This window comes from Paractinoplanes rishiriensis (assembly GCF_016862375.1).
GTDB lineage: Bacteria > Actinomycetota > Actinomycetes > Mycobacteriales > Micromonosporaceae > Actinoplanes > Actinoplanes rishiriensis.
In genome coordinates this window covers 292049-317957 of sequence record NZ_BOMV01000001.1, presented here as the reverse complement: position 1 = coordinate 317957, position 25909 = coordinate 292049, and the positions used below count along the sequence as shown (strand labels likewise).

General features: G+C 70.1%; 22 protein-coding genes. 19 read left to right on the top strand and 3 right to left on the bottom strand.

Annotation, left to right across the window (positions count from 1 at the left end; genetic code table 11):
- Positions 1–115: 115 nt before the first annotated feature.
- From Ari01nite_RS01480 to Ari01nite_RS01435, 10 genes are all read left to right on the top strand, one after another.
- Positions 116–1594 (top strand): alpha/beta fold hydrolase, encoded by a 1479-nt coding sequence (locus Ari01nite_RS01480; protein ID WP_239162394.1) that lies wholly within the window; start codon positions 116–118, stop codon positions 1592–1594.
- Between the two features lie 94 nt (positions 1595–1688).
- Complete coding sequence (locus Ari01nite_RS01475) at positions 1689–3452, top strand: ABC transporter ATP-binding protein (protein ID WP_203778620.1); 1764 nt, start codon at positions 1689–1691, stop codon at positions 3450–3452.
- Between the two features lie 13 nt (positions 3453–3465).
- The gene (locus Ari01nite_RS01470; RefSeq protein ID WP_203778619.1) at positions 3466–5382 is read left to right on the top strand and encodes an ABC transporter ATP-binding protein; all 1917 of its coding nucleotides are present in this window, start codon (positions 3466–3468) and stop codon (positions 5380–5382) included.
- Between the two features lie 20 nt (positions 5383–5402).
- Positions 5403–7184, top strand: coding sequence for a gamma-glutamyltransferase (ggt, locus tag Ari01nite_RS01465; protein ID WP_203778617.1), 1782 nt, complete (start codon positions 5403–5405; stop codon positions 7182–7184).
- 141 nt (positions 7185–7325) lie between these two features.
- Positions 7326–8285 carry a TolB family protein gene (locus Ari01nite_RS01460; RefSeq protein ID WP_239162393.1) on the top strand — a complete coding sequence of 320 codons (960 nt, stop codon included), beginning with the start codon at positions 7326–7328 and terminating at the stop codon, positions 8283–8285.
- Between the two features lie 69 nt (positions 8286–8354).
- Positions 8355–8747, top strand: coding sequence for a hypothetical protein (locus tag Ari01nite_RS01455; protein WP_203778613.1), 393 nt, complete (start codon positions 8355–8357; stop codon positions 8745–8747).
- A 20-nt stretch (positions 8748–8767) separates the two neighbouring features.
- A complete protein-coding gene (gene trmB, locus Ari01nite_RS01450; protein ID WP_203778611.1) occupies positions 8768–9439 on the top strand; it encodes a tRNA (guanosine(46)-N7)-methyltransferase TrmB in 672 nt (223 codons plus the stop codon).
- Positions 9440–9477: 38 nt separating this feature from the next.
- Complete coding sequence (locus Ari01nite_RS01445) at positions 9478–11619, top strand: ATP-binding protein (RefSeq protein ID WP_203778609.1); 2142 nt, start codon at positions 9478–9480, stop codon at positions 11617–11619.
- A gap of 59 nt (positions 11620–11678) precedes the next feature.
- Positions 11679–13085 (top strand): selenium-binding protein SBP56-related protein, encoded by a 1407-nt coding sequence (locus Ari01nite_RS01440; RefSeq protein ID WP_203778607.1) that lies wholly within the window; start codon positions 11679–11681, stop codon positions 13083–13085.
- Positions 13082–13711 carry a hypothetical protein gene (locus Ari01nite_RS01435; protein WP_203778605.1) on the top strand — a complete coding sequence of 210 codons (630 nt, stop codon included), beginning with the start codon at positions 13082–13084 and terminating at the stop codon, positions 13709–13711. The genes Ari01nite_RS01440 and Ari01nite_RS01435 overlap by 4 nt, the downstream gene beginning before the upstream one ends.
- Before the next feature lie 596 nt (positions 13712–14307).
- Here the strand turns inward: Ari01nite_RS01435 and Ari01nite_RS01430 are convergent.
- Positions 14308–14673: a DUF4326 domain-containing protein gene (locus Ari01nite_RS01430; protein WP_203778603.1), complete on the bottom strand. Its 366-nt coding sequence runs from the start codon at positions 14671–14673 to the stop codon at positions 14308–14310.
- A gap of 4 nt (positions 14674–14677) precedes the next feature.
- On the bottom strand, positions 14678–15166 hold the full coding sequence (locus tag Ari01nite_RS01425) for a DUF4188 domain-containing protein (protein ID WP_203778601.1): 489 nt from the start codon (positions 15164–15166) through the stop codon (positions 14678–14680).
- 87 nt (positions 15167–15253) lie between these two features.
- Here Ari01nite_RS01425 and Ari01nite_RS01420 point away from each other — a divergent pair, with 87 nt between their 5' ends.
- Positions 15254–15919, top strand: coding sequence for a MerR family transcriptional regulator (locus Ari01nite_RS01420; protein ID WP_203778599.1), 666 nt, complete (start codon positions 15254–15256; stop codon positions 15917–15919).
- Positions 15920–16196: 277 nt separating this feature from the next.
- Here the strand turns inward: Ari01nite_RS01420 and Ari01nite_RS01415 are convergent, their stop codons facing one another.
- Entirely contained in the window at positions 16197–16853 is a 657-nt protein-coding gene (locus Ari01nite_RS01415) for a hypothetical protein (RefSeq protein ID WP_203778693.1), read from the bottom strand.
- A 276-nt stretch (positions 16854–17129) separates the two neighbouring features.
- Here Ari01nite_RS01415 and Ari01nite_RS01410 point away from each other — a divergent pair, with 276 nt between their 5' ends.
- The 8 genes from Ari01nite_RS01410 to Ari01nite_RS01375 all read left to right on the top strand — a co-directional run bounded on the left by Ari01nite_RS01410 (position 17130) and on the right by Ari01nite_RS01375 (position 25889).
- A complete protein-coding gene (locus Ari01nite_RS01410) occupies positions 17130–17522 on the top strand; it encodes a hypothetical protein (protein ID WP_203778598.1) in 393 nt (130 codons plus the stop codon).
- Positions 17519–18076: a relaxase/mobilization nuclease domain-containing protein gene (locus Ari01nite_RS01405; protein WP_203778596.1), complete on the top strand. Its 558-nt coding sequence runs from the start codon at positions 17519–17521 to the stop codon at positions 18074–18076. Before Ari01nite_RS01410 ends, Ari01nite_RS01405 begins: the two co-directional genes overlap by 4 nt.
- On the top strand, positions 18069–18839 hold the full coding sequence (locus Ari01nite_RS01400; RefSeq protein ID WP_239162392.1) for a TnsA-like heteromeric transposase endonuclease subunit: 771 nt from the start codon (positions 18069–18071) through the stop codon (positions 18837–18839). Before Ari01nite_RS01405 ends, Ari01nite_RS01400 begins: the two co-directional genes overlap by 8 nt.
- A gap of 35 nt (positions 18840–18874) precedes the next feature.
- Complete coding sequence (locus tag Ari01nite_RS01395; protein ID WP_239162391.1) at positions 18875–20836, top strand: TnsB C-terminal domain-containing protein; 1962 nt, start codon at positions 18875–18877, stop codon at positions 20834–20836.
- Positions 20833–21903, top strand: a complete 1071-nt coding sequence (locus Ari01nite_RS01390; RefSeq protein ID WP_203778591.1) for a TniB family NTP-binding protein — start codon at positions 20833–20835, stop codon at positions 21901–21903. The genes Ari01nite_RS01395 and Ari01nite_RS01390 overlap by 4 nt, the downstream gene beginning before the upstream one ends.
- Positions 21904–21923: 20 nt before the next feature.
- Complete coding sequence (locus Ari01nite_RS01385) at positions 21924–23162, top strand: TniQ family protein (protein ID WP_239162401.1); 1239 nt, start codon at positions 21924–21926, stop codon at positions 23160–23162.
- 351 nt (positions 23163–23513) lie between these two features.
- A complete protein-coding gene (locus Ari01nite_RS01380) occupies positions 23514–25445 on the top strand; it encodes an AAA family ATPase (RefSeq protein WP_203778583.1) in 1932 nt (643 codons plus the stop codon).
- A gap of 213 nt (positions 25446–25658) precedes the next feature.
- Positions 25659–25889, top strand: coding sequence for a hypothetical protein (locus Ari01nite_RS01375; RefSeq protein WP_203778576.1), 231 nt, complete (start codon positions 25659–25661; stop codon positions 25887–25889).
- The last annotated feature ends 20 nt before the right edge of the window (positions 25890–25909 follow it).

The following is a 25909-nucleotide window of genomic DNA, read 5'->3' as shown; positions in this document are numbered from 1 at the left end:
GATCAACGGTGCCACGCCCCGGCGAACTTCAACCATTCGCCTGACTGGCGATCATGGTTCGTCCGAAGATGGGGCCGCGCGGTGCGGCTGCCGTGCAGGGCGGAGAGACATCGCGGTGCGAGCTTTGGCGCGACCCTTGCGGACCGCGGTGGTCACGGTCTCTTTCCTGCTCGCGTACGCGGTGACGGCCGCGCACGCAGGCACCGGCGAGACCCCGGCCATCGCGTGGGCGCCGTGCCCGGAGGACAAGGTCGTGCAGTGCGGGACCATGACGGTGCCGGCCGACTGGGCCGACCCGTTCGGCCCCACCACGACGCTCACCGTCGCCCGCCGCCCGGCCACCGACCCGGACCGGCGGATCGGCGCCTTACTGGTCAACCCGGGCGGCCCGGGCGGGTCCGCGGTGGACTTCACGTTCGGCGCCGGCACGTTCTTCGGCGCCGAACTGCGCAAGCGCTTCGACATCGTCGGGATGGACCCGCGCGGGGTGGGCCGCAGTTCGCCGGTGCTCTGCTCGCGCGACCTGGTGGACGCCAAGCCGAACCCGCTGATCGCGTCGGAGCAGGCGTACATCGACATGATCGCCTACAACCGGCGGCTGGCGGCGGACTGCGCCCGGCGCACCGGGCCGGTCTTCGGGCACGTCGACACCGCCAGCGTGGTGCGCGACATGGACGCGGTGCGGAAGGCGCTCGGCGAGGAGAAGATCAGCTTCTACGGCGCCTCGTACGGGTCGCTGATGGGCCAGCAGTACGCCGAGATGTTCCCGGACCGGCTGCGCGCCCTGGTCCTGGACGGCGTGATGGATCACAGCGCCAACCTGGCCAGCTTCCTGATCCACGAGACCGACGCGGCGCAGGACTCGTTCCGCGAGTTCGTGGCCTGGTGCGCCCGGGACACCAAGTGCGTGCTGCGCGGCCGGGACATCACCGCGCTGTGGGCCACCCTGATGACCCGGGCCCGGGCCGGCACCCTGGAGCACCCGTACGACCGGCCGGCCAAGCTGACCCCGGCCGACCTGATCGGGGCCGCGTTCGCCGCGTTCTACGACCCGCAGTGGTACTCGTTCGCCTACTACCTGCGCGACGCGGCCGGCATCGCCCCGGCCGGCCGCAGTGCGCCACCGATCCCGGTGGACATCATCGACCACAGCTTCCCCGCGGTGATCTGCGCCGACTGGTACCTGCCCATCGTGGGCTTCGCCGACCTGCGCCGGCGGCTGCGCATCCTGGCCGCCCGGGCGCCGCAGATGCTGGTCTCGCCGCTCGCCCTGAACGCGCTGACCGGCTGCCTCGGCTGGCCGGCCGCCCCGGCCAACCCGCAGCGCCCCACGGTGCCGCCGCCCGGCCTGCCGCCGGTGGTGCTGATCGGCGCGGAGCACGACCCGGCCACCGCGTACGTCTGGGCCCAGCAGGTCGCCAAGCGGTTCGGCGCGGGCGGCGCGCTGATCACCTACCAGGGCTGGGGCCACGTGGTCTATAACCAGAGCCCGTGCGTCGCCGCGCTGGCCGACAAGTACCTGATCACGCTGATCCCGCCGGCCGCCGGCAGCAGTTGCCCGGCGATCGAACCGGAGCCGTTCGGCGTGGGCTGAGGCCTGCGTCACTCTGGGGCCCGCGTCACTCTGGCGCTTCCGGACGGATGGAGTATCGTTAGCCAGGCTAACTACCGGTACCGGGGAGGCGCCGTTGAGCCGCCGCGCGCCCAAGGCGTCCATCGATCCGGACGCCGGCAAGGGCTGGCTGCGCCGCGCGCTGCCGCTCGTCAAGGCCCACCGCGGGCTGCTGATCACGTCGCTGGCGCTGTCCTTCGTCGGGCTCATCGTCCAGGTGCAGATTCCCAACCTGGTCCGGCTCGGCATCGACGAGGCCATCGTGGAACGGTCAGCCCAGCTCTCCCCGTACGTCTGGGGAATTGTGGGGTTGGCTCTTCTCCAGGGGTTGATCAATTACCTGGCCCGGCTCTACCTGCTGCGGACCGCGTACGAACTCGAGTACGACCTGCGCAACATCCTCTACACCCACATGATGCGGATGCCGTTCGCCTTCTACGACCGGGTGCAGTCGGGCGAGTTGATGTCCCGCTCCGGTTCGGACATCCGGGCCGTGCAGATGTACCTGTCGTTCGGGCCGTCGATCCTGGTGCAGTGCCTGATCGCGGTGGTCGCGTTCGGGCTGATGCTCTCGATCAACGTGCCGCTGGCGATCGTGGCCATGGTGACCATGCCGGTGATCGGGGTGCTCGGGGTGAGCATGCGCAAGGCGATCTTCCCGGTCTCCTGGCTGATCCAGGCCCGGCTGGCCCGTCTGGCCACCGTCGTGGACGAGAACATTCAGGGGGTACGCATCGTCAAGGCGTTCGCGGCCGAGGGGCGTCAGCTGCGGACGCTGGCCGAGAGCGCCGACCGGATCCGCTGGGCCTACCGCCAGGACGCGCGCATCCGCAGCCGGTGGAACCCGGTGCTGGACAACCTGCCCCGGCTCGGCCTCGCGCTGGTGCTGCTGATCGGCGGGATCATGGTGATCGAGGGCAACACCACGGTGGGCACGATCGTCGCGTTCAACTCGTACGTACTCATGCTCCAGCCGCCGTTCCGCCTGCTCGGCATGATGATCATGATGGGCCAGCGGGCGTCGGCGTCGGCGCGCCGGATCTACGAGATCCTGGACACCCCGAGCGACGTGGTGGACGGCCCGGACCCGCAGGTGCCGCCGGCGCGCGGCGATCTCGAGTTTGTGAACGTCGGTTTCGCGTACCCGAATGGGACCCTGGCTCTTGATCGTCTGAACCTGACCGTGCGGGCCGGCGAAACCGTGGCGGTGGTGGGCGGGACCGGCTCCGGCAAGTCGACGCTGGGCCGGCTCGCGGCCCGGTTCTACGACGTCACCTCGGGGCGGGTGACGGTCGACGGGGTGGACGTGCGCGACTTCCGGCTGTCCGCGCTGCGCGAGCGGGTGGGCATCGTGCCGGACGAGCCGTTCCTGTTCTCGCTGTCGATCCACGACAACATCGCCTACGGGCGGCCGGACGCGTCGCGGGACGAGGTGCAGGCGGCCGCCGTGGCCGCGGGCGCCGACGACTTCGTGCGCGAGCTCCCGGAGGGTTACGACTCCGTGGTGGGCGAGCGCGGCTACACGCTCTCCGGCGGACAGCGGCAGCGCATCGCGATCGCCCGGGCGCTGCTGGTCAACCCGCCGATCCTGGTGCTCGACGACGCCACCAGCGCGGTCGACGTGACGGTCGAGCAGCGCATCCACGAGTCGCTGCGGGAGCAGATGCGCGGCCGCACCACGCTGATCGTGGCGCACCGGCTGTCCACCATCAGCCTGGCCGACCGGGTGGTGCTGATGGCCGGCGGCCGGGTGATCGCCGACGGCACGCATGCGTCGCTGCTGGCCGGCGAGCCGCGCTACGCCGAGGTGCTCGCCTCGCAGGAGGTGACCACAGCATGAGAGGCGGCACAGCATGAGCCTCTACGGCGGTGGGTTCGGCGGGTTCCGGGCCGGTGGGCACTCGGTGGTCGGGGCCGCCGGCAAGGGACACGCGCAGCCGTTCGCCGAACTCGCCGACGGCATCGCCCGGCTGGAGGCCCTGGAGCCGGATCACGGCGATCCGGAGGCGCCGTTCGAGCCGGTCGCCGACACCGGCGGCCGGGTGTCGTTGCGCCGGCTGCTGGCCGGCCGGCCCGGGCTGCTGGCCGCCGCCACGGCCGCGATCCTGGTCGAGACGCTGCTGCTGCAGGCCGGTCCCTATCTCGTGCAGGTCGGCATCGACCACGGCATCGCCGGCCGGGACCTGAGCGTGCTGGTCTGGACCACCGCCGGTTTCGTGGCCGCCGTGCTGCTCACCGGCCTGGCCACCGCGGTGCGGATGCGCAAGAGCGGCATGCTGGCCGCCTCCGCCACCCGTGACCTGCGGATCCGCATCTTCGCCCACCTCCAGCGCCAGTCCCTCGACTACTACACCCGGGAGAAGGCCGGGGTCACCATGACCCGGATGACGTCCGACGTGGAGGCACTGCAAAATCTGCTCCAGGACGGCTTCGCCCAGTTCCTCATCCAGGGGCTGACCATGGTGGTGGTCACCGGCGTCCTGTTCCACTACGACGCGGACCTGGCGATCATCACGTTGGTCCTGGTGGTGCCGCCGCTCGCGCTCGCGTCATTGTGGTTCCGGTACGCGGCGGACCGCGGCTACAGCCGGCAGCGGGACACCATCGCGGCCATGTTCGCCGACCTGTCCGAAAGCCTCAACGGGGTACGCGTCGTGACCGCGCACAACCGGCAGGAGCGCAACGTGGTGGCGCACCGCTCGGTGGTCGGCGCCTACCGGGACGCCAACGACTGGACCGGGCGGATCAACGCGATCTACGGGCCCGGCACGTCGGTGATCGGGCTGATCGCCATGGCGGTGGTGCTGCTGATCGGCGGCCGGATGGTGCTGCGCGGCGAACTCACCATCGGCGAGCTGACCGCGTTCGTGCTCTACGTCAACGCGTTCTTCCAGCCGGTGCAGCAGCTGGTCCAGCTCTACACGCAGTACCAGCAGGGCAAGGCGGCGATCGCCAAGATCCGCGGGCTGCTGTCCACCGGGCCCACGGTGCGCGAGTCGCCGGCCGCGGTCGTCCTGCCGCCCGTCTCGGGCCTGATCGAATTCGACGACGTAACTTTTGAATATCTGCCGTCTCGTCCGGTTCTGTCCGGGCTTTCCCTCCGGATTGAGCCGGGGGAGACGGTGGCCTGCGTCGGCCCCACCGGCGCGGGAAAGTCGACACTCGCCAAGCTGGTGACCCGCTTCTACGACCCGTCTTCCGGAGGTATCCGCATCGACGGGTATGACCTGCGGGAGGTGACCCTCGCGTCGCTGCGCCGGCAGATCGGGGTGGTGCCGCAGGAGCCGTTCCTGTTCGCCGGTTCGCTGCGGGACAACATCGCGTTCGCCCGGCCGGAGGCCACCGACGAGGAGGTGTGGGCCGCGGTCGACGCGGTCGGCCTGCGCGAACTCGTCGAGCGGTCGCCCGAGGGCCTGTCCACGCCGCTGCACGAGCGCGGCCAGTCGGTCTCGTCCGGCGAGCGGCAGCTGCTGGCGCTCGCCCGGGCGTTCCTGGCCGAGCCCCGGGTGGTGGTGCTCGACGAGGCGACCTCGAACCTCGACCTGCGCTCCGAGCTGCGGGTCGAGGCCGCGCTCGACGTGCTGCTGGCCGGCCGGACCGCGATTCTGGTGGCGCACCGGCTCTCCACCGCGATGCGCGCCGACCGCATCATCGTGGTCGACGACCTGGGCATCGTCGAGTCCGGCTCGCACGCCGAGCTGATCCGGTCCGGCGGCCGGTACGCGGCCATGTTCGAGCAGTGGACCGCATCTTCTGGTAGGCAGTGTTAGACCCCTACATTGGAGGATCGATGCGGATTCTGCCGGTGCTCGCAGCAGCTTCCCTGACCACAGTCTTCCTCGCGGCGCCGGCCACGGCCGCGCCACCGGCGCTGGGCCCGACCGCCACCGGATACGGCGGTGCGGTCTCGACGGTCGACCCGACCGCGACCGCCGTCGGCATCGACGTCCTGCGCCGCGGCGGCAACGCGGTGGACGCGGCCATCGCCGCGGCCGCCACCCTGGGCGTGACCGAGCCGTTCTCGGCCGGCATCGGCGGCGGCGGCTTCTTCGTCTACTACGACGCGAAGCGGCGCTCCGTCTCGACCATCGACGGCCGGGAGACCGGCCCGGCGACGATGCGGGAAGATCACTTCGTCGACCCGGCCGACGGCCTGCCGTACGACTTCCCCGAGGCCCGCGTCTCCGGCCTGTCCGTCGGCACCCCCGGCACGCTGGCCACCTGGCAGTCCGCGGCCCGCAAGTGGGGCACCCGGTCGCTGGCGTCGCTGCTCCAGCCGGCCGCCCGGGTCGCCGACCGCGGCTTCCCGGTGGACGCCACGTTCCGCCAGCAGGTCGCCGACAACGCGGCCGCGTTCGGCCAGTTCGACGCGACCGCCGAGCTCTACCTGCCGGGCGGCGCCCCGCCCGCGGTCGGCTCGGTGCAGCGCAACCCCGACCTCGCCGACACCTACCGGCTGATCGCCCGCCAGGGCATCGACGTCTTCTACCGGGGCCTGGTCGGCCGCGACATCGTGCGGACCGTGCAGCATCCGCCGGTCTCCGACACCCCGGTCGGCACCTGGACCTTCCCGATCCGGCCCGGCACGCTGACCACGGCCGACCTGGCCGGCTACGAGTTGCGGCACCCGGCGCCGACGAAATCGCAGTTCCGCGACCTGACCGTCTACGGCATGTCCACCCCGTCCAGCGGCGGCGTCGCGGTCGGCGAGGCGCTCAACATCCTCGAGCGGGCCCGGGTCGACGGCCGGGACGTGACGAAGGCGCTGCACTACTACCTCGAGGCGTCCGCGCTGGCCTTCGCCGACCGGAACCGCTACGTCGGCGCGTACACGTCTCCCTCGGTCCTGAAGAAGTTGATCTCGGACTCCTGGGCCGCCCAGCGCGAGTGCCAGATCTCCCCGACCCGGGCGCTGACCAAGCCGGTGCCGCCCGGTGACATCACCGCGACCGGCTGCACCCCGGCGCCGGTGGGCGGACCGGTCGAGCAGGGCGTCAGCACCACCAACCTGACCGTGGCCGACCGCTGGGGCAACGTGGTGGAGTACACCTTCACCATCGAGCAGACCGGCGGCAACGCGATGGTCGTGCCGGGTCGCGGCTTCCTGCTCAACAACGAGCTGACCGACTTCAACTTCACCGGTACGCAGGGCACCGCGCCCGACCCCAACCTGCCCGGCCCGAACAAGCGGCCGCGCAGTTCGATGTCGCCCACGATCGTGCTGAAGGACGGCAAGCCGTTCCTGGCCCTCGGCTCGCCGGGCGGCGCCACCATCATCACTACCGTGCTCCAGGTGCTGCTCAACCGGGTGGTGCTGGGCATGAGCCTGCCCGACGCGATGGCCGCGCCGCGGGCCTCGCAGCGCAACTCGGCCGGCATCCAGGCCGAGGCCGCGTTCCGCACCACCTACGGGCCGCAGCTGACCCCGCTGGGCCATGCCTTCACCACCGTCGACGCACCCGAGTTGGGCGCGGCCACCGCCATCGAGTTCACCGGCCGCGGCGGCATGATCGCCTCGGCCGAACCGGTCCGGCGCGGCGGTGGTGCGGCCGCCGTGGTCCACCCGCGCTGACCCGCCTCAGGTTGCGGGGATAGCCGTTCGCGGCTGTCCCCGCAATTTCTTTTGGGGATTTCCTTAGGTGCAGAACGGTTGCGGACGATCCTCTCGGTGTAAGCGGCAGCACGCGTCGGGGGGCGTTGCGTTATGTACGGTATGAACCTTTTTGGAAGCCTTACGGTGGCCGGTGCCCTGCTGGGGACTTTTCTTCAGCCCGCGGTGGCGCAGGCTGCGACTCCCACCACCCGCAGTCTGGTCGCGTACATGCGCGGCGGCGACATCTACGTGAGCAAGGGCGCCACCGAGCAGCGGCTCACCACCGGTGGCACCAACACCCGGCCGCGCTGGTCGCCGGACGGTAAGCGGATCGCGTACCTGGCCGGCGCCCAGCTGTGGACCATGCTGGCGGACGGCAGCGGCAAGCGCCGGCTCACCACCCGCGCCGCGGCCGGGCCGTCCTGGTCGCCGGACGGCAAGTGGCTCGCATTCGCCTCGCTCTCGTGCAGCGGCGGCCCGGGCGTCTACCGGATCTCGGCGACCGCGCCGAAGCCGGCCGCCGAGGTGCTGTTCCCGCGCGACTGCCGGGGCGAGGACCTGCCGGACGAGCCGGCGCTCCCGGCGCCGCGGACCGGATCGCTGACCGAGCGGCTGCGCACCGACGACGCGGTGGCCTGGTCGCCGGACGGCAAGCGGATCGCGTTCCGCGGCGGCGACTGCGAGTCGATCTACGACGCCTGCCTGTCGGTCGGCACGGTGGCCGGCGGCGGCGAGCAGACCGTGGCCGCGTACGGCGGTGGCAGCTACCAGACCCGCGGCTTCGCGGTGGTGCCCGGCTGGCGGGCGGACGGCGCCAAGCTGACCTGGACCGCCTACCAGGAAGGCGAGACCAAGGCCGACAACCAGCCGGTGCACCTGGTCGAGTACGACCCGGCGACGCGGGCCAAGCGGACCGTCGGCGGCGTGCTGGACCGCGAGATGGCCTACCTCGACACCGCCCGCGGGGTGGCGACCGCGCAGTACCGCGGCGGCTCCTGGGTGATGATCGTCGGCCTGGCCGACGGTTCCCGGGTGCCGTTCCGGTCCGGTTCGCAGCCGAGCGTGCAGCCCGTCCGCTAAGCCGGTCCGCTAAGCGATGGCCGGAAACCTTCCGAATAGAGAATCAGACCGCCTGATGGGGGATTTGCGATGACCGTCTCCGGCCTGGGTTCCGCGCGCACGCCGCACCCGCCTGTCACCACGCCCGCCCGGCCGCCGCGGCCCGAGCGGCTGGCCGAGCGCTCTCCCTTCGACCAGCTCACCGGCGCCGACCGGGAGCTGATCTTCAGGGCCACCGGCCAGCGGATCGCACCCGGTTTCGACCCGGCCCGGGAGACGCCGACCGCCTTCGCCGCCGCGCTCGCCGCCGAGCGGGCCGGCGGCCGGCTGGCGCCCGGGCAGCCGGTCACCGCGGTCTACCTCAAGGACCTGCACCACCGGTACCAGCGGGTGGCCGGGCCCAACCCGGTCACCCCGTACCTGGACAAGGCACTGGCCTACCTCAACGCCAGCGGCAACCGCCGGATCGACGTCACCGCCTGACTGGCTATCGTGGGGAGGTCATGACGCACCCCCCGATTCGTACCTTCCACCCCCGCCGCGGGCGGATGAGCGGCCGGCATACGGACGCATACACCGAACTCTGGCCGCGCCTCGGGTTCACCGTGATCGACGGCGACCGCACACCGCTCGATGTGGGCACGCTGTTCGGGCGTACGGCTCCCGTGGTTGTGGAAATTGGGTTTGGCATGGGCGACACCACCGCGGCGATGGCGGCGGCCGACCCGGACCGCGACTACCTGGGCGTCGAGGTGCACACCCCGGGCATCGGCAACCTGCTCGCGCTGGTGGGGGAGCAGGGCCTGGACAACGTACGGGTGGCCCGCGGCGACGCCATGCAGCTGGTGCACCGGATCGCCCCGGGCGCGCTGGACGCCGTACACGTCTTCTTCCCGGACCCGTGGCCGAAGGCCCGGCACCACAAACGCCGGCTGATCCGCCCGGACAACGTGGCCCTGCTGCGCGACCGGCTGCGCCCCGGCGGCCTGCTGCACTGCGCCACCGACTGGCCGGACTACGCCGAGGCGATGGCCGCGACGCTGGACGCCGACCCCGGACTGGAGCGCTGCGGCGACGACCGGGCGGGCCGTCCCGAGACCAAGTTCGAGCGCCGCGGCACGGCCGCCGGACGGCCCATCGCCGACCTGCGCTACCTGGCTGTTCGCCGGTTTTAACCGTATTGCACGCCTTAGGCTGGAGGCCGGAGGTACGGATGCGGCGAGAGGACCCCGGCCTGAATGCCGGACGGGCGTGGGGCGCCGCGACGGCGACAATCGCGGGCGGCGAGTGGCGTCCCGGCGTGCTCGAGGAGGGTCTGCTGCACAACCACCCGGAGATGCGTCGTGGCGTGCTGACCAGCGGCGCCGCCGACCAGCTGGCCGCGCTGGCGGCCCGGGCCGCGAACGCGCCGGTCGGTCTCATCCACTTCGTGCAGGGTGGCCGGCTGCGGCTCTACGGCGGCTGGGGCCTGGCCGGGTCCTGGGACGCGGTGGCCGACGCGCCGGTCGAGCAGTCGCTGGCCGGGGTGGTGCTGCGCACCGACGGCCCGCTGCTGATCAGCGACCTGAGCACCGACGAGCGGGTGCCGCCGGGCGCGGTGCTGCCCGCCGGCACCGGCGCCTACCTGGGTCATCCCGTACGCGACCAGCACGGTGACGTGCTCGGCATCTGCTGCGCCTGCGACGACGAACCCCGCGAGTGGACCGCCGACGAGGTGGCCGCGGTCGCCGAGGCGGCGCAGGTGTGCACCCTGCTGATCACCGAGCAACTGGCCCGGTACGAGATCGACCAGCAGCGCCGGTTCCTCGACGCGGTGCTGGACAGCCTGCACGACGGGGTGGCCGCCTGCGACGCGGACGGCCGGGTCGTGTTCGTCAACGAGCGGATGCGCAAGCTCTGGGGCGACGGCCTCGCCGACGGCGTGCTGCCGGACGGCCTGGCCGACGCGGCCGGCAACCCGCTCGGGCGCGAGGACCTCGGCCTGTTCCGGGCGCTGCGCGGCGAGCACCTGCGCGACGACGAGGTGGTGCTGCGTACGCCGCACGGGCGCACCCGGCACTACCTGGTCGACGCGCACCCGATCGCCGGGCCGGACGGCGAGACGGTCGGCGCGGTCCAGGCCGTCCAGGACGTCACCCGGCGCAAACGGGTCGAGCGGTTCCGCACCTGCGAACTGGCGGTGACCACGGCGCTGGCCGAGGCCACCAGCATCGAGGCGGCCGGTCCGCTGGTGCTCGAGGCGGTGGTCAGCACGCTGGACTGGGCGCACGCCGAACTGTGGCTGGTCGACGACGCGGCCGGGGTGGTCCGCTCGGCGGCACAGTGGAGCGCGCCCGGGTGGCAGGCCGACATCGACGTGCCGGTGGACCTGCCGTACGGACAGGGCCTGGCCGGCCGCGCGTGGCAGGTCGGCAAGCCACTGTGGATCCGGGACGTGGGCCGGCCGCAGAGCCTGATCTCGGAGGAGACGGCGAAGTCGTCGCGACTGCACGCCGCGCTGGCCGTGCCGGTCCGGGAGGGCTTCGAGACGCTCGGCGTGCTGACCGTGTTCGCCGACTCGGTCGAGGGGCCGGAGGACGAACTGCTGGCGCTGATCTCGGGGATCGCGGCGCACATCGGACAGTTCGTGGAGCGGCGCCTGGTCGACGACCTCCAGCGGCAACTCACCCGCAGCAAGAACGAGTATCTGGCGCTCATCGGGCACGAGCTGCGCACCCCGCTCACGTCGATCAGCGCGTACACCGAACTGCTGCGCGAGGCGGACGACAAGACCCTGGTGACCGAGGGTCCCCGGCTGCTCGAGGTGATCGAGCGGAACACCAACCAGCTGCGGCACATCATCAACGAGCTGATGGAACTGTCCGCGCTGGACGCCGGCCACGCCGACGTCCAGCTGGCCCCGATGGACCTGGCCGAGGTGGTACGCGACTCGCTGGCCAAGGCCCGGGCCGCGGTGGTCGACGCGCCGCTCCAGATCTCCGACGAACTGCCCGGCGAACTGGTGCTGCCCGGCGACCGCAAGCGGCTGCGCCAGGTGGTCGACAACCTGCTCGGCAACGCGGTCAAATACAGCCCCGACGGCGGGCAGATCCGGGTGACGCTCAAGGTCGCCGGCCGGGCCGCCGAGCTGGCCGTGTCGGACACCGGGCTGGGGGTGCCGACCGACGAGCGGGAAAAGATGTTCACCGGCCTGTACCGCACCAGCCGGGCCCGGGACAAGGCGATCCCCGGCACCGGACTGGGCCTCACGCTGAGCCGCGCGGTGGTGGGCCGGCACCACGGCAGCATCGAACTGGTCGAGCACGGCGGCGCCGGTACCACCGTCCTGGTGCGCCTGCCCATGGACACGCGTTGACAGGTCGTTGACAGTTGTAACCCTGGTCAACCAGGCCCGGCAGGGTGAGGATGACCTGCATGACCCGGTGGACTCCTGACCCGACGTTCTATCCCTCACCGCGCGACGCGGCGGGCGCACCGGCTGAACAGCTGGCGTACGTGGCCGCCTTCGACCGTGCCGCGGAACAACCCGACGCCATCGCGGTGATCGACACCGATCCCGCCTCCGACACCTACGGCCGCGTGGTCGGCTGGACCGACTTGCCGAACACCGGCGACGAGCTGCACCACTTCGGGTGGAACGCGTGCAGTAGCGCGCTGTGCCCGACCGCGCCCCATCCGCACGTCGAGCGCCGCTACCTGATCGTGCCCGGCCTGCGCTCCTCGCGGATCTACGTGCTGGACACCAAGGACGACCCGCGCAACCCGCGGGTCGTCAAGGAGATACCGGCCGAGGAACTCGCGGCCAAGGCCAACTACTCCCGGCCGCACACGATCCACTGCGGCCCCGACGGCATCTACGTCTCGGCCCTGGGCGCCGGCAGCGGGGGCAGCGGCCCCGGCGGCATCGCGGTGCTCGACCACACCACGTTCGACGTGCGCGGCCAGTGGGAGGCCGACCGCGGCGACCAGTTCCTGGCGTACGACTTCTGGTGGCACCTCACCCGGGACGTGCTGGTCAGCTCCGAGTGGGGCACCCCCGAGATGATCGAGGACGGGATCAACCCCGAACTCCTGCTCGGCCGCAAGTACGGCCACCGGGTGCACTTCTGGGACCTGGCGAAACGCACCCTGGTCCAGTCCGTGGACCTGGGCGACCAATACCAGATGCCGCTCGAGCTGCGCCCCGCCCACGACCCCACCAAGGAGTACGGCTTCGTCGGCGTGGTGATCAGCGTGGAGGACCTGTCCGCGTCGGTCTGGCTGTGGCACCGCGAGGCCGGCGAGTTCACGATCAGCAAGGTCATCGACATCCCCGCCGAGCCGGCCGACCCGGCCGACCTGCCGCCGGCCCTCAAGCCGTTCGGCGCGGTGCCGCCCCTGGTGTCCGACATCGACCTGTCGGTCGACGACAAATACCTGTACGTGTCCTGCTGGGGGACCGGCGAGCTGAAGCAGTACGACGTGAGCGACCCGTTCCAGCCGGTGGCCACGGGCTCGATCCGGCTGGGCGGCATCGTCGGCCGCGCGGCGCACCCGTCGTTCCCCGACGAGCGGCTGGCGGGCGGCCCCCAGATGGTCGAGGTGTCCCGAGACGGCAAGCGGGTGTACGTCACAAACTCGCTGTACGGCTCGTGGGACGACCAGTTCTACCCCGACGGCGTCGGCGCCTGGCTGGCCAAGATAGACGTCGACGCGGAGAACGGCGGCATGGACCTGGACCCGCGCTTCTTCCCGCACGGCGACGAGTTCCGCGGCCGCCGTGTCCACCAGACCCGACTGCAGGGCGGCGACGCCAGCTCCGACTCGTACTGCTTCCCGTGACCGTTGGCTCCTGGGCCGCGCTGATCGCGCTGGGCGCGTTCCACGGCCTGAACCCGGCGATGGGCTGGCTGTTCGCGGTGGCCCGCGGCATGCAGGAACGCTCCCGGCGCACGCTGCTAACCTCCCTGCCCCCGATCGCGGCCGGCCACCTGGCTTCGGTCGCGATCGTGGCGGCGGTGGTCTCCGCGACGCAGTCGGTGGTGGCGGCGAACGTGGTCGGCATCGCCGGCGGGGTGCTGCTGGTGGGGTTCGGTCTGTGGCGGTTGCTGTCCGAGCGGCATTTCCGGTGGGCAGGCATGCGCCTGTCGAGCATGCAACTGGCCGGCTGGTCGTTCCTGATGTCCTCGGCGCACGGGGCGGGCCTGATGCTGCTGCCGGTCCTGGCCACGGCGCCGATGCCCACCCACGGCAACCACGCCCTGCCCGCGGCCGGTTCGGCGCTGCCCGGGCTGGCCGCGGCCGGCGTCCACACGGTGGCGATGCTGGCCGCGATGGCGTTGTGTGCCCTGCTGGTCTACGAATTCGTCGGCGTCAACATCCTGCGCCGAGCGTGGTTCAACATGGACAAACTCTGGGCCGGCGTCCTGGTGGCGGCCGGCGCCTTGACGATCGCCATGACGGCCTGACCCCCGCGCCACCCAGGCCCCGCGCCGCCCCGGCCCCGCACCGGGGTCTGACGAAGTCGCTCCATCGACGACAGTGCGAGTCCGCCACGCGATCGGTGGTTTGACACCAGCAAGCCCCGGATCCACGCAGAGTTCGGTGGTGTTGGTGCCAAAGGGTCGCCGCCGATGTTGGCAGTTCCGCTACCGGTTCCGGTGGTGGGGGAGTCAAGATCCGGCGTTGGCCACCCTGGCGATGCCGATTGCGCTGCGCCCGACTTTTGCCAATCCGCTTCTGCCCGCCAGGGCCGGTGATCGACACCGGGTGGCGCCGACGTCGGCCACTCCAAGGGCTGTTGTCCGGCCCTTGCGCTGGCCGGCCCCGTCCCACTTTCAGAGATCTTGTGGACTGCGTGTTCCGGTGAAACGGTGATTCGACAAGATCCATCGACCCGTCCGCTAAATGCCCGATATGCGGCCTTCGTGCGACGGTCCAATGCCAGGTCAGGGAATGATCGTCCACTTGTCAGGATGGTGGCCACGGTGCGGCAGCCGATGATGACGCCAGGGTGCCTCGCTGACTCCGAAACCACGGGCCGGTTCCCGCCGGGCAATGCTGCTCAGGTCTCCTCGACGCCGAGTTCGTGCAGGGCGTCCAGCGGATCCACGCCAGCGGCGACCAGCAGCAGGATGTCGGCGTGGCACGGTTCGTCGGGCGGGCACCAGCAGGCCAGGTCGCGGCCCACCAGGTCGCGGCGGACCGCTGACATCAGGTCGGGGTCGGCTGCCAGGTCGCGGGTGAAGGCGGCCACCGAACTCGCGCGGTCGTGGCCGGCCTGGCAGGTGCGGCAGCCGCGGAGCGGGTGGCGGTTCTGGAACGGGCTGCCCTGCAGGTAGGGCGCCGGCCGCCCGACGTAGACCAGGTCGCCGGGAAGGTATTTGCCGCCGAAGCGGCCGCCGGGGACCTGGACGCGTCGCGGGGTCATGCGCCTATTGTGCGGCCGCGTTGGTGGCTCGGCGGTCGGCGGCCGTCCGGGTGGCGCGGCGCAGGGAGGCCGGGGTGCCGGCGGCGGCGAGACCGAAGGTGGGCATGTTGCCGTAGAGCGCCTCGAACGTCCCCTCGCGGACCACGAAAGTTTCGTGCCAGATGCCCACGTCGCCGCTGTTGCCGATGCGCTGGTTCCAGCGCTTCCAGGCCGGGCGATGGGTCAAATTCGGGTCTTTGGCGAACGCCTCCAGCTGCTCGACGCTGCGCCAGTACTGCACGATCATCGGGCCGCCGGGGCCGATCCACGAGGTGAAGTGCAGCAGGCCCAGGTCGGGCTGTTTGCTCAGTTCGCGCAGCATCGGCCCCATCGCGGCCGCCACCGGCAGCCATTTGTGCAGCTTCCACCACTTGTTGACGCGCATGCCGATCAGGAAGACCACGAAGTCCCCTTCCAGCTCGGCGGTGAAGTAGCCCGGAACGACCTTCGCCATCGGAACCCTCCTACGGTTTGGATAGCGGTGCTATCCGCTTCAGATAGTTACACTATCCATCGGAAGGGCGGTGATCGCAAGGTGCGAGTGGGAGAACTGAGCCGGCGCAGCGGGGTGCCGATCCCGACGATCAAGTACTACCTGCGCGAGGGCCTGCTGGCGCCGGGTGTCGCGACCGCCGCAAACCAGGCCGACTACACCGAGGAGCACGTACGCCGCCTGAAGCTGATCCGCGCCCTGATCGACGTGGGCCGGGTGTCGGTGGCCGGCGCGCGCGAGGTGATCGACGCCCTGTCCGCGGACGGCAGGGACCCGCTCGACCTGCTCGGCGAAGCCCAGTACGCGATCGCCCCCCGCCACCGCCCCGGCCGCGAGTCTCCCGAGTGGCCGGCCGCCCGCGAGCGCGTCGTTGCCCTGGTCGAGGCCCGAGGCTGGCTGGTGCACCCCGACTCCGACGTGATCGACCTGGTCGCCGACGCTCTCTCCGCCGGCGACCGCCTGGGTGTCGCCGAGTTCTTTCACAACCTTGAGGGGTACGCGGACGCAGCCGTGCAGGTGGCGGCCATGGAGGTGCGCTCGGTCCTGGCCCGCCCCGACCCCGCCGCCCAGATGGAGCTGGTGGTGCTGGGCACGGTCCTGGGCGAAGCCCTGTTCAGCGCCCTGCGCATGCTGGCCCACCAACACGAGAGCGCCCGTCAGTTGGGCTTCTCGCCGCCCACCCCAGCCGATCATGGCGTGAACCCGGCACCCTGACCCGCCGCTGGTGCGGCCCGACCACGGCAGCTACCCGGCGGTCCGGCCCGCCGGGGCGGCGGTGCAGGCCGCTGGGCAGCGGATCTGCCTGCCGGACGGTGGTGCAGGGTGCCGGACGGTGGTGCAGGGTGCCGGGCGGTGGTGCAGGGTGCCGGGCGGCGGTGCAGGGTGCCGGGCGGTGGTGCAAGGGGTAGGCGCGGCCGCCCCGGGGTGACGCGGGCGGCGGACCGGGGCGGCCGCGGGTCAGGTGGCGATCGCGGTCAGGTGGCGATCACGGTCAGGCGGTTGCGGTGGTGGCCCACATCGCGGTGAAGGCGGCTGCCTCGCCCGCGAGCCAGGCCTCGATGTCGGCGGGTTTGACGGACGGATCTATCTGGTGTGTGGTGCCCCGGCGCAGGTCGACCAGGACCGGGGTGGCGTTGGGCAGGATCTGGTCGATGTGGGCGGCCATCAGGTGGAGCGTGGCGGTGACGGCCTCGGGGGTCGGCGGGGCCTCGTCGAAGTGCAACCGCACGGCTTCGCGACGGCCATCCTCGTACCGCAGTCCGAAGTGGGGGTTGATCTTCAAGGCGAGCGGGCCCACGGTGACCAGCGCGTCGTGGGTCTGGGCGAGGCTGAGCTGGTCGGGATCGCCGAGGGAGGCCAGGTAGGTCAGGGCGCCGGCGCTGACGGCGTCGTAAAGCGGCTTCCAGCGATCCTTGACCAGATCGGTCACCGAGGCCAGGTAGCTCCCGCCGGTGCGGAAGGCGATGTCGGCCTTCAGTGCCTTGACCAGCTGGCCATGGGGGTTGAAACCGGACCGGCGCTCACGGGCGCGGCGCAGGCCACCGACGAACGTCGCCTTGGCCGGGCCGGTGCGGGTCACGTAGCGGGTGAAGCCGAGCATGGTCGCATACGGCGGGATCACGGGCACGGGCGAGTTGGAAACCGGCACAGTGGACAAAACAGGCGCGTTCACGTTGATCTCCTCGCAGGTCACGGGCCTTTTTAGTACACACATTCTAATCGACGGGTACGACATTCCCCAACCTCGGAGGCTCACTCGCCAGTGTCCCGTCCGCGCGAACCTTGCGAGTGTCCGGGTTACCTTGCGAGTGATCTTGCGAGCCGTCCGGGTTACCTTGCGAGTTCACTCTTACGTGCCGAGTTGGTAGCGCATGATCGGCGTCGATGAAGCGGAAGATGCCGTGGCATGACTGTCGATTCGTCGATGGATGTGGAAGCGGTGCGGCCGGTCGCCCGGAACCGGCCGCGTACGTCTGGTCGGCCGTACCGGGTGCACGTGCGGTTGACGAGCGAAGAGTGGAACGACATCAGGGCGGCTGCCGCGCGTGCCGGGTTGAAACCGACCGCGTACGCCGGGGTCGCAGCGGTCTCGGCGGCCAGGGCCGTCGTGGCCGATAGCAGTGCTGGTGCGACGCGGGCGGAGCTGGCGGCGGTTCAGCGTGAGGTGTTCGCCGCCCGGTCGGCCCTGATCCAAGCGGTGCAGGTGCCGCCCGGCGGGCAGGACCTGGGCTTGGGCGGTGCCGGCGTGGTGCTGGTCGGGCGCCTTGACGCGATCGCTGAGCGGCTGCACGCGCTGTTGAAACGGGCATCATCGTGATCCCCCGCGTGCGGCCTCGCAGCGCGAACGTCGGTGACGCGCTGCGTTACCTGTTCGGGCCTGGTGACGACGGCGAGCACCACGATCAACGGCTGGTCGGGGCGTGGGAGGCAGCAACGGTACGAGGTATATGTGACCTCCAGCCGCAGAAAAGCAACGGCGTGTGGTCGGTCGCGCAGCTGGCTGGCCTGCTGGAGCAGCCCGTCCTTGCCGGCAACAATCCGCCGCGCAAGCCGGTGTGGCATTGCTCGCTGCACAACCACGCCGAGGATCCGGTGTTGACGGATGCGCAGTGGGGGCAGGTCGCGGCCGACTTCCTGGACGGTGTCGGGCTGGCTCCGGTGGGGGATCCGGCTGCTGTCCGCTGGGTCGCAGTCCGCCACGCCGCCGACCACGTGCACTTGGTGGTGACCCTGGTACGCCAGGACGGCCGGAACCGCTGGATACGCTACGACTTTCGCCGCAGCCAGACAGCGGCCCGCGCGATCGAGAGCCGGCTTGGCCTGCGGGCGGGTGGCCCCGCACGAACTCCTGCTGGGACCGGGCATGGCTGAGCCGGGCGGGTTGCGGTTGCTTCCCGGCGGCGCAGTAGGCGGCCCCGAGGGCGGGTTCGAGGTGGGCTATATCGCCGAGGACGGCACCGATCGCCGGATCGCATTGCGCGATGCTGGACAGACCCGGTTCGAGTGGAGCCGGCCAGCGCGACGGTTTCCCCAGTACAAGGGGCAGAAGCACATGCCGGGGCGTTGGTGGACCGCGACGATGGGCTGCCATGTCGGCTACGAGTCGTGGCTGGAACGCGATCACCTGATGCTGCTGGATTTCGATCCGGCCGTGGTCGCGGTGGCGTCCCAGCCGTTCTGGCTCTTCTGGACCAACGATCAGGGCAAGGTCCGGTCGCACGCACCGGACTACTTCGCTCGGCTCGCCGCCGGCGGCGCTGTCGTGGTCGACTGCCGGCCGGCCGAGCGGATCATGCCGCGAGACGCGGCAGCGTTCGCTGCCACCCGTCTGGCCTGTGAGCAACTCGGCTGGGGATACCGCGTGTCTGGGGCGCCGGAGCCGACCAGCACCCGCAATATCCGCTGGCTTTCCGGCTACCGGCATCCGCGACACGACCTTCCGGCCGTCGCAGCCGTGTTGCGTCAGGTGTTCAACCAGCCCGGCGGCCTGATGGCCGGGGCAGAGGCAGCAGGTGACCCGATCTCGGTGCTTCCGGTGCTGTTCCACCTGCTCTGGCGACATGAATTACGTGCTGACCTGTCCATGCCGCTGCACCCAGACACGGTCGTGATGACCGAGGAGGTGACCGGCTGATGGCGGGCTGGCCGGTACTGCGCCCGGGAGACCGGGTGAGTTTCGACAATGACGAGCACCAGGTGGTGGGCCTGTCCGGCACGGCGGTCCGGTTGCGGTCCGGCTCCGGCGCCGAACAACTCGTGCTGGCGGGACACTTGATCGCCTCGCCGGACTTCGCGGTCCTCGACGCGGCGCCCGCACCCTTGATCGACCAGTTCGGGCTGTTGGACGCGTTGCCCGAGGACGTGCTCGCCGCCGCAAAGCGGTGGGAACATCACGTCGTGGAGGTCGAGACCGGCCTGCCAACAGGGGCACCAGAAGGCACAACACCGAAGCCCGAATACGACCCGGCCCTGACCACGCTCAACGAGCGGGACGCGACGAAGGCCGCTGAGCTGGGCATCAGCGTCCGCAACATCCAGGGCCGGCGAGCCCGCTACGCCACGCAAGGGCTGTGGGGCCTGGTCGACCAGCGCGCGGCGCGAGCGTTCGACGGAACCGGCCGCGCCGACGCCCGGCTGGTCGAGGCGGCTCGGGAGATCATCGCCGAGCAGACGGACGCGTCGACCGGCACCCGGTCGCGGTTGATCCGCCGGGTGGTCAAGCGGGTCGAGCAGATCCACGGGCCCGGAGTCGTGCCGCTGCCGGGACGGACCGCGTTCTACGAGCTGGTGGACCGGCTGTCGCAGGGCAAGCACACCTTCGGCTCCGCGGTGACGCGCCGGCAGATGGCCAACCGGCCGTCCGGCGTGTTCACGCCGACGTTCGCGTCCCGGCCGGGTGAGCAGGTCCAGATCGACTCCACCCCGATCGACGTGATGGTGATCCTCGACGACGGCCTCCCAGTCCGCGCGGATATGACGATCGCCGTCGATGTCGCCACGCGCACGATCTGCGCCGGGGTGCTGCGCCCGGTCGGCACTAAGGCCGTCGACGCCGCGTTGCTGCTGGCCAAGATGCTCGTCCCGGAGCCGATGCGGCCGGGGTGGGCCGATGCGCTGCGGCTGTCCGCGTCGCGGATGCCTTATGCACGGCTGGTCGACATCGACACCCGGATGCGGGAGGCCGCGGCCCGGCCGGTCATCGTCCCGGACCAGATCGTCATCGACCACGGCCGGGTCTTCGTGTCGGAGACCTTCATTCGGGCCTGCGACCGGCTCGGCATCTCGGTGCAAGCTTGCCGGCCGGGAACCCCGACGGACAAGGGTGTCGTCGAGGCCACCAACGCCTCAGTAAAGACCTTGTTCGCGCAGCACGTCGCCGGTTACACCGGCGGGAACCCGACCATGCGCGGCCGTGACGTGACCGGGGAGTGGACCATCGGCGAGTTGCAGGACCTGCTCGACGAGTGGCTGATCTGCTGGCAGCACCGACCGCACGACGATTTGCGGGATCCGTATCAGCCCCGGCGGGTGCTGACGCCGAATGAGAAGTACGCCGCGCTGGTCGCCGCGGCCGGCTATCTGCCGCTGACCCTGTCCGGCGAGGACTATCTGGAGCTACTGCCGGTGGAGTGGCGGCGGATCACCGACGCGGGCATCACGATCAACAACCGCACCTACAACGACGCCGCGCTCGGCCCCTACCGGAATGATCGCTCCGGGATCGTTGCCAAAGGCAACCGCTGGGAGGTGCACGTCGATCCCTACGACGTCTCCCAGGTCCACCTGCGCACTCGGGACGGCTGGATCACCGTCCCGTGGATCTACCTGCCGATGGTGTCCGCGCCGTTCGCCGACTTCACCTGGCGCCACGCCCGCCGTCTGGCCGGCGCCGGAGCGACCGAGGCCGAAATCGCCCGAGTCCTCGACGAACTGCTCACCCGCGCCGAACACGGGCCGGACAAGGCCGGCGCCCGGATCACCGCCCGCACACGGGCCAGCCAGGCCGCCCACCGGCCGCCGCTGCCCGAGCCCGACCCCGGTCCGGTCGCCGAGGAGGTCACCGAGCCGGACGCCGAAGTCATCCCCTTCGGGATCTTCGACGCCGACGCCGAGGCAGAAAGGTGGATATGAACGCCGTTCCCAACGATGCGATCACGCCGGACGACCCGCCGACGACCAAGGAAGGCTGGCGCCGGTTCGTCGACTACCAGCCCGAACCACCCACCATGCTCACCGCCAAGCAACTCCTCGCGCTTGATCAGCGGCAGCGGGCCGCGCACGACGAAGCCCGCCGCGATTACCACGCCGAACTGCCGCTGGTGCATACACCGACCATCCGGCAACTGCTCGGCACCGGCCGGCTGCTGGTCCAGCTCAACCGGCGGCAGGTCTCCGCCAGGCGCGGCCTGATCCTTTCCGGAGCTTCGGGCACCGGCAAGACCACCGCGCTAATGCAGCTCGGCCGCACCCACGAACGCGCCGTCCGCCGACGGCACCCCGGCAGCCAGCACCGGCTCCCGGTCGCCTACGTCACCGTCCCGCCGGCCGCGACCGCGAAGATGCTCGCCGTCGAGTTCGCCCGCTTCTACGGCCTGGATTTCTCCGCCCGGGCCAACATGCCCGACATCGTCAACGCGGTCTGCGCGACCGCCGCCAACACGGCCGTCGAGCTGGTGCTGGTGGACGAGATTCACAACCTGAATCTGGCCACCCGGGCTGGTGCTGAGGTGTCTGACCAGCTGAAATATTTCGCGGAGCGGTTGCCGGCCACGTTTGTCTACTCGGGCATCGACGTCGAAGGCGAAGGGTTGTTCGCCGGGGTCCGCGGCCGGCAGATCGCCGGCCGGTTCACTGTGATCGTGTCCACCCCGTTCGCCTACGGCACCATCGAGCAGCGCACCGCCTGGCGGTCCCTGATCGCCACCCTCGAAGCCACGCTACGCCTGCACCAGCACGTCTCCGGCTCCCTGGGCGCGCTGGACGAATATCTCTACCGCCGCAGCAGCGGCATGATCGGCAGCCTGTCCCAGCTCATCCGCGGCGCGGCGATCCTGGCCATCGAGGACGGCACCGAACAGATCACCCGCGACCTGCTCGACCTGGTCCCCGTCGACTTCGCCGCCGAGAGAGCCGCCCGGCCAACCGCATCTCGCCAACGCAAACGCCCGACCGCCAAAACCGCCGCCGCGACGGCCTGATGCACGCTCGCTTGCCGATCGTGGTCGCGCCCGCCCACCACGAAACCGCCACCTCCTACATCGCGAGGCTCGCCAACCTGCATGGCATCCCATTCTCCGAGCTCTGGCGACAGGTCAGCCGCCCCCGCCAACCGGCCAGCACCACCATGGTGATCGCCGCCGACCGGCTCGCCGCCGTCACCGGCATCCCGCACACCCGGCTGGCTCGCGCCCTTATCGAGATCCGCCACCCCGAACCCGACTGGCTCGCCTTCCGCCACGAACCCCAACACGGATGCCCCCGCTGCACCGGACGCCACCCCGGCGGCACCGTCCGGCAGCTCTTTCCGCATCACCGCTACGTCTGCACCCGCCATCGCATCTGGATCGGTCCACCCGACCTGACCGACCAGCCCTACCCGATCCTCGACCAGCTACCCGAGATCGTCGCCGCGCAACGCGCCCACCTGCGCCTGCTGAACCGCCTCGGCCCCGCCGCCACCTACGACGCCGTCCTCACCGGTTTCCTCATCTGCGGCCACCGCTGGGACCAACAACCCGACCCGATCACGGACCTCGACGCCCGGCACGCCTGGCGGATCCGAGTCGACGCGCTCATCCCACCCGGCACCGAACAGACCACGTTCAGCACCTCACGACTGTTCGCCGCGACCTACCCCGAAGCCGTCAAGATCGCCGCGCTCGTCGGCTCACTGCACTGGCGCCGACAAGCCGCCGGCGACCCCGACGGGCAACGCCGCTTCGCCGCCGAAATCGGCCGCCGTCTCGGCCAACCCGACTACCGGCCCAAAGTCACCAAGGACTCGATCGCCCACTGGATCGACGACGACTGCTGGCGACCACCCACCCTGCCGCCAACCACCTACCGCACCCTGCCCGGCTTCGGCAACCCGACCATCACCAAACCCAACCAGCACAGCCTCGACCGCCACCACCGCAGCGCACGCTGGTTCGCCCGCAACCGCCGCGGCGGACGCGTCATCCTCTACCACCGCCACGTCGGCTCCGTCCTCGCCCGCGACTGGTCACGCAAAATGGAAGAGTTTGTCGGCACCGTCGAAGCCAGCGCCGAAACCCGCACCTTCAACGACATCGACAGGCAGGAAATGACCCTGGATGCAGCCGTCTACGTCAGACCGACGGCCAGGAAATCCGACTACCTCGACGCCGCCGCGAAAAATTCCGCCGGTCGGGACACCTTTCTCAGGAAGCTGATCGAGACGCATCCGTCGATCAGGACGGATCCAGCCATTACCTGATTGATGCCACGATCGACAGTGACCTGCTGCTACTTCGATCCCAGCGGACTGCAAGATGAGACGATCGTCGATCGGCTGCGGTTGCCTGTTGAGCTGGGGCATCGGAACACTTGTGCGAACCACGCCGAAACATCGACGCAAGATGTCGGTACGTTCCGTTACGATGTCCACTGCAAACAGAAGGACCCCGGGCGCCTCGCGCGCGGGCGACGGCATCCGGGGTCAACTCCTTGATGTGGTGTCAGGACCATACCCCGAACTCACGCCTTGGCGTCAGCTACTCCGCTAAGGTGTGATCTTTGCCTGCCCAGCTCCAGCGCTCGTGGGTCTCTCCCTATGGATGGAGATCCATTGAAGTTCATCAAGGCAAAGGTGACCTACTATCGCTCGATCGCGGACTCCGAGGAGTTCCGTGTCGAGGAGGACGTCACATGCCTGGTTGGCAAGAACGAGTCCGGCAAGACCAACATCCTGCAGGCCCTTTTCCGCCTGAAGCCGATCGAGAAGAAGCCGCTCGACAAGGTCGTCGATTTCCCGGCGAACATGGGCCGCAAGCGCCGGGAGCTGGGTGACTCCCGCATCCCGGTCGTCGAGGCGACGTTCCGCTACGACGACAACGAGGTCAAGCAGATCGAGGACGACCTCGGCCGCGGGGCGCTGGCCAGCCGAGAGTTCGTTCTCAGCATCCCCTACAAGGGAGACCGCTACTACACCCACCAGGTCAACGAGGTGGCGATTGCCAACCACCTCCGTTCGGGGTTTGACCTGCCGGTCTCCGTCGGCGGTGGAGTCGCCAAGGCCAAGACGCTCGCGCAGCTGTTGACCGCAGTCGAGGAGCTCGAGGAGCCGACCTCGGGCGCAACAGCGGCGGCAGAACGCATCCGCGGATGGCGCGACCGGAACGTCAGGCTTTACTTGATCGACGAGTATGCGGCACCGCTCATGCCGCACTTCGTCTACTTCGGTGACTACGACATCATGCCCGGCAAGGTGTCGATCCCCGACCTCATCGCCCGCGAGAAGAACGACACCCTCCAGCGCGGCGAGAAGGCGCTGATCAGCCTCCTCGACCTGGCAGGCGTCAGCCTGGAAGAGTTCAACGTCGCTGACAACCACGAGCGACTTATCCGTGAGCTGGAGAACGCCAGCAACGCCATCACCGAGGAGGTTTTCGAGTACTGGTCGCAGAACACCGACCTGGAGGTCGACCTCAAGGTCCTGCAGCCCGAGGTCGGCGCGCTCGCCCCGCTGAACGTCGGCCCGATCCTGCAGGTCCGCGTCCGCAACCGACGGCACGGCGTCACGGTCCCGTTCGACGACCGCTCGCGAGGCTTCGTCTGGTTCTTCAGCTTCCTCGCCTATTTCAACAAGGTCGAGGAGAACACCGACGGCGACCTCATCCTGCTGCTCGACGAGCCGGGCCTGTCCCTGCACGGCCGCGCACAGGAAGACCTCCTCACGCTCATCGACGAACGGCTGGCCACAAAGCACCAGGTCATCTACACGACGCACTCGCCGTTCATGGTCTCGCCCAAGCACTTCGAGCGGGTCCGCACGGTCATCGACCACCTCGACGGCGGCACCAAGGTCTCCGAGGAGATCTTCAAGGCCGACACCGACACGGCCTTCCCGCTGCTGGCCGCCATGGGCATCGAAATGACCCAGACCTTGTTCGTCGCCGACGACACCCTGCTCGTCGAAGGCCCCAGCGACATGATCTACCTGGACATCTTCAACGACGCGGCCGAAGCCGCCCGCCGGACCGGCCTCGACCAGCGCTGGGTAGTCACTCCTATCGGCGGAGCCGGCAAGCTCTCAACGTTCGCCGCCTTGCTCGGCGCCAACAAGATCAACGTCGCGGTCCTGGTCGACTCCAGCACCAAGGACGTCCAGGCCGTCCAGCAGCTTCGCGCCAACGACCAGCTCGCCAAGAACGGCCTGATCGAGATCAAGGAGTTCACCGGCACCGCGGACGCCGACATCGAGGACCTCTTCGACCGCGACTTCTACATCGAGCTCGTCAACCGCGCTTACGCCAGCGAGCTGCCCACGCCGATCACCGCCGCCGACCTCAACGCACGGGATCCGCGCATCGTCCGCCAGATCGAGGCTTACTTCCAGAAGAAGAAGATCGCCGGCGGCAAGTTCAACCACTACAAGCCCGCCCGCACCTACCTGCGCGAACAAGCGTCCCTGCCCGATCTCGACGCCGCCACCCTCGACCGCATCGAGAAGCTCTTCCAGCGGCTCAACGGCCTGATCCGCAAGACCAAGAAGAAGTAGCACGATGGCGATCCGGCGTCGACTGCTGACCCAGCGTCGGCGCCGGACACGGCCAAACCAAGCGGCTGCAGTTCCGGACTCGCCGTCCGGTCTCGCGCCCGATGTCGGTCGTTCGCCCACTGGATCCGCTTCTGACCGATATAGAGGTAGGAGCGGCGTTCAAACAGTTGAAGCCGCATGTCGAAGGGCAGCACGATGTCGATCATCGGAAGCATGGACGACCAGTTCCACGTCGAGACGACACGCAACAAGGATGAGACCGCTGTCGTCCTGGAGTGCTGGGAGCGCGTTGACGTCAACCGCTGGTCGACCGGCCGGGAAGACAAGATCAAGCTGGCGATTTTGAGCGACCAAGACGCGCATGACAAGGTCGTCCTCGCGGCGGCGGAGCATCTGATCTCAGCAGCGCGGCACCGCGCCGAAGCACGGTCGAACGGCGCATAGTCCCCGACCTGGCGTCGGAA

Excerpts from the sequence above, each read along its gene's own strand:
- Ari01nite_RS01470 (WP_203778619.1), top strand. The coding sequence starts at position 3,466 with ATGAGCCTCTACGGCGGTGGGTTCGGCGGGTTCCGGGCCGGTGGGCAC.
- ggt (WP_203778617.1), top strand. The coding sequence starts at position 5,403 with ATGCGGATTCTGCCGGTGCTCGCAGCAGCTTCCCTGACCACAGTCTTC.
- Ari01nite_RS01460 (WP_239162393.1), top strand. The coding sequence starts at position 7,326 with ATGAACCTTTTTGGAAGCCTTACGGTGGCCGGTGCCCTGCTGGGGACT.
- Ari01nite_RS01455 (WP_203778613.1), top strand. The coding sequence starts at position 8,355 with ATGACCGTCTCCGGCCTGGGTTCCGCGCGCACGCCGCACCCGCCTGTC.
- trmB (WP_203778611.1), top strand. The coding sequence starts at position 8,768 with ATGACGCACCCCCCGATTCGTACCTTCCACCCCCGCCGCGGGCGGATG.
- Ari01nite_RS01445 (WP_203778609.1), top strand. The coding sequence starts at position 9,478 with ATGCGGCGAGAGGACCCCGGCCTGAATGCCGGACGGGCGTGGGGCGCC.
- Ari01nite_RS01440 (WP_203778607.1), top strand. The coding sequence starts at position 11,679 with ATGACCCGGTGGACTCCTGACCCGACGTTCTATCCCTCACCGCGCGAC.
- Ari01nite_RS01430 (WP_203778603.1), bottom strand. The coding sequence starts at position 14,673 with ATGACCCCGCGACGCGTCCAGGTCCCCGGCGGCCGCTTCGGCGGCAAA.
- Ari01nite_RS01425 (WP_203778601.1), bottom strand. The coding sequence starts at position 15,166 with ATGGCGAAGGTCGTTCCGGGCTACTTCACCGCCGAGCTGGAAGGGGAC.
- Ari01nite_RS01410 (WP_203778598.1), top strand. The coding sequence starts at position 17,130 with ATGGATGTGGAAGCGGTGCGGCCGGTCGCCCGGAACCGGCCGCGTACG.
- Ari01nite_RS01400 (WP_239162392.1), top strand. The coding sequence starts at position 18,069 with ATGGCTGAGCCGGGCGGGTTGCGGTTGCTTCCCGGCGGCGCAGTAGGC.
- Ari01nite_RS01390 (WP_203778591.1), top strand. The coding sequence starts at position 20,833 with ATGAACGCCGTTCCCAACGATGCGATCACGCCGGACGACCCGCCGACG.
- Ari01nite_RS01375 (WP_203778576.1), top strand. The coding sequence starts at position 25,659 with ATGGACGACCAGTTCCACGTCGAGACGACACGCAACAAGGATGAGACC.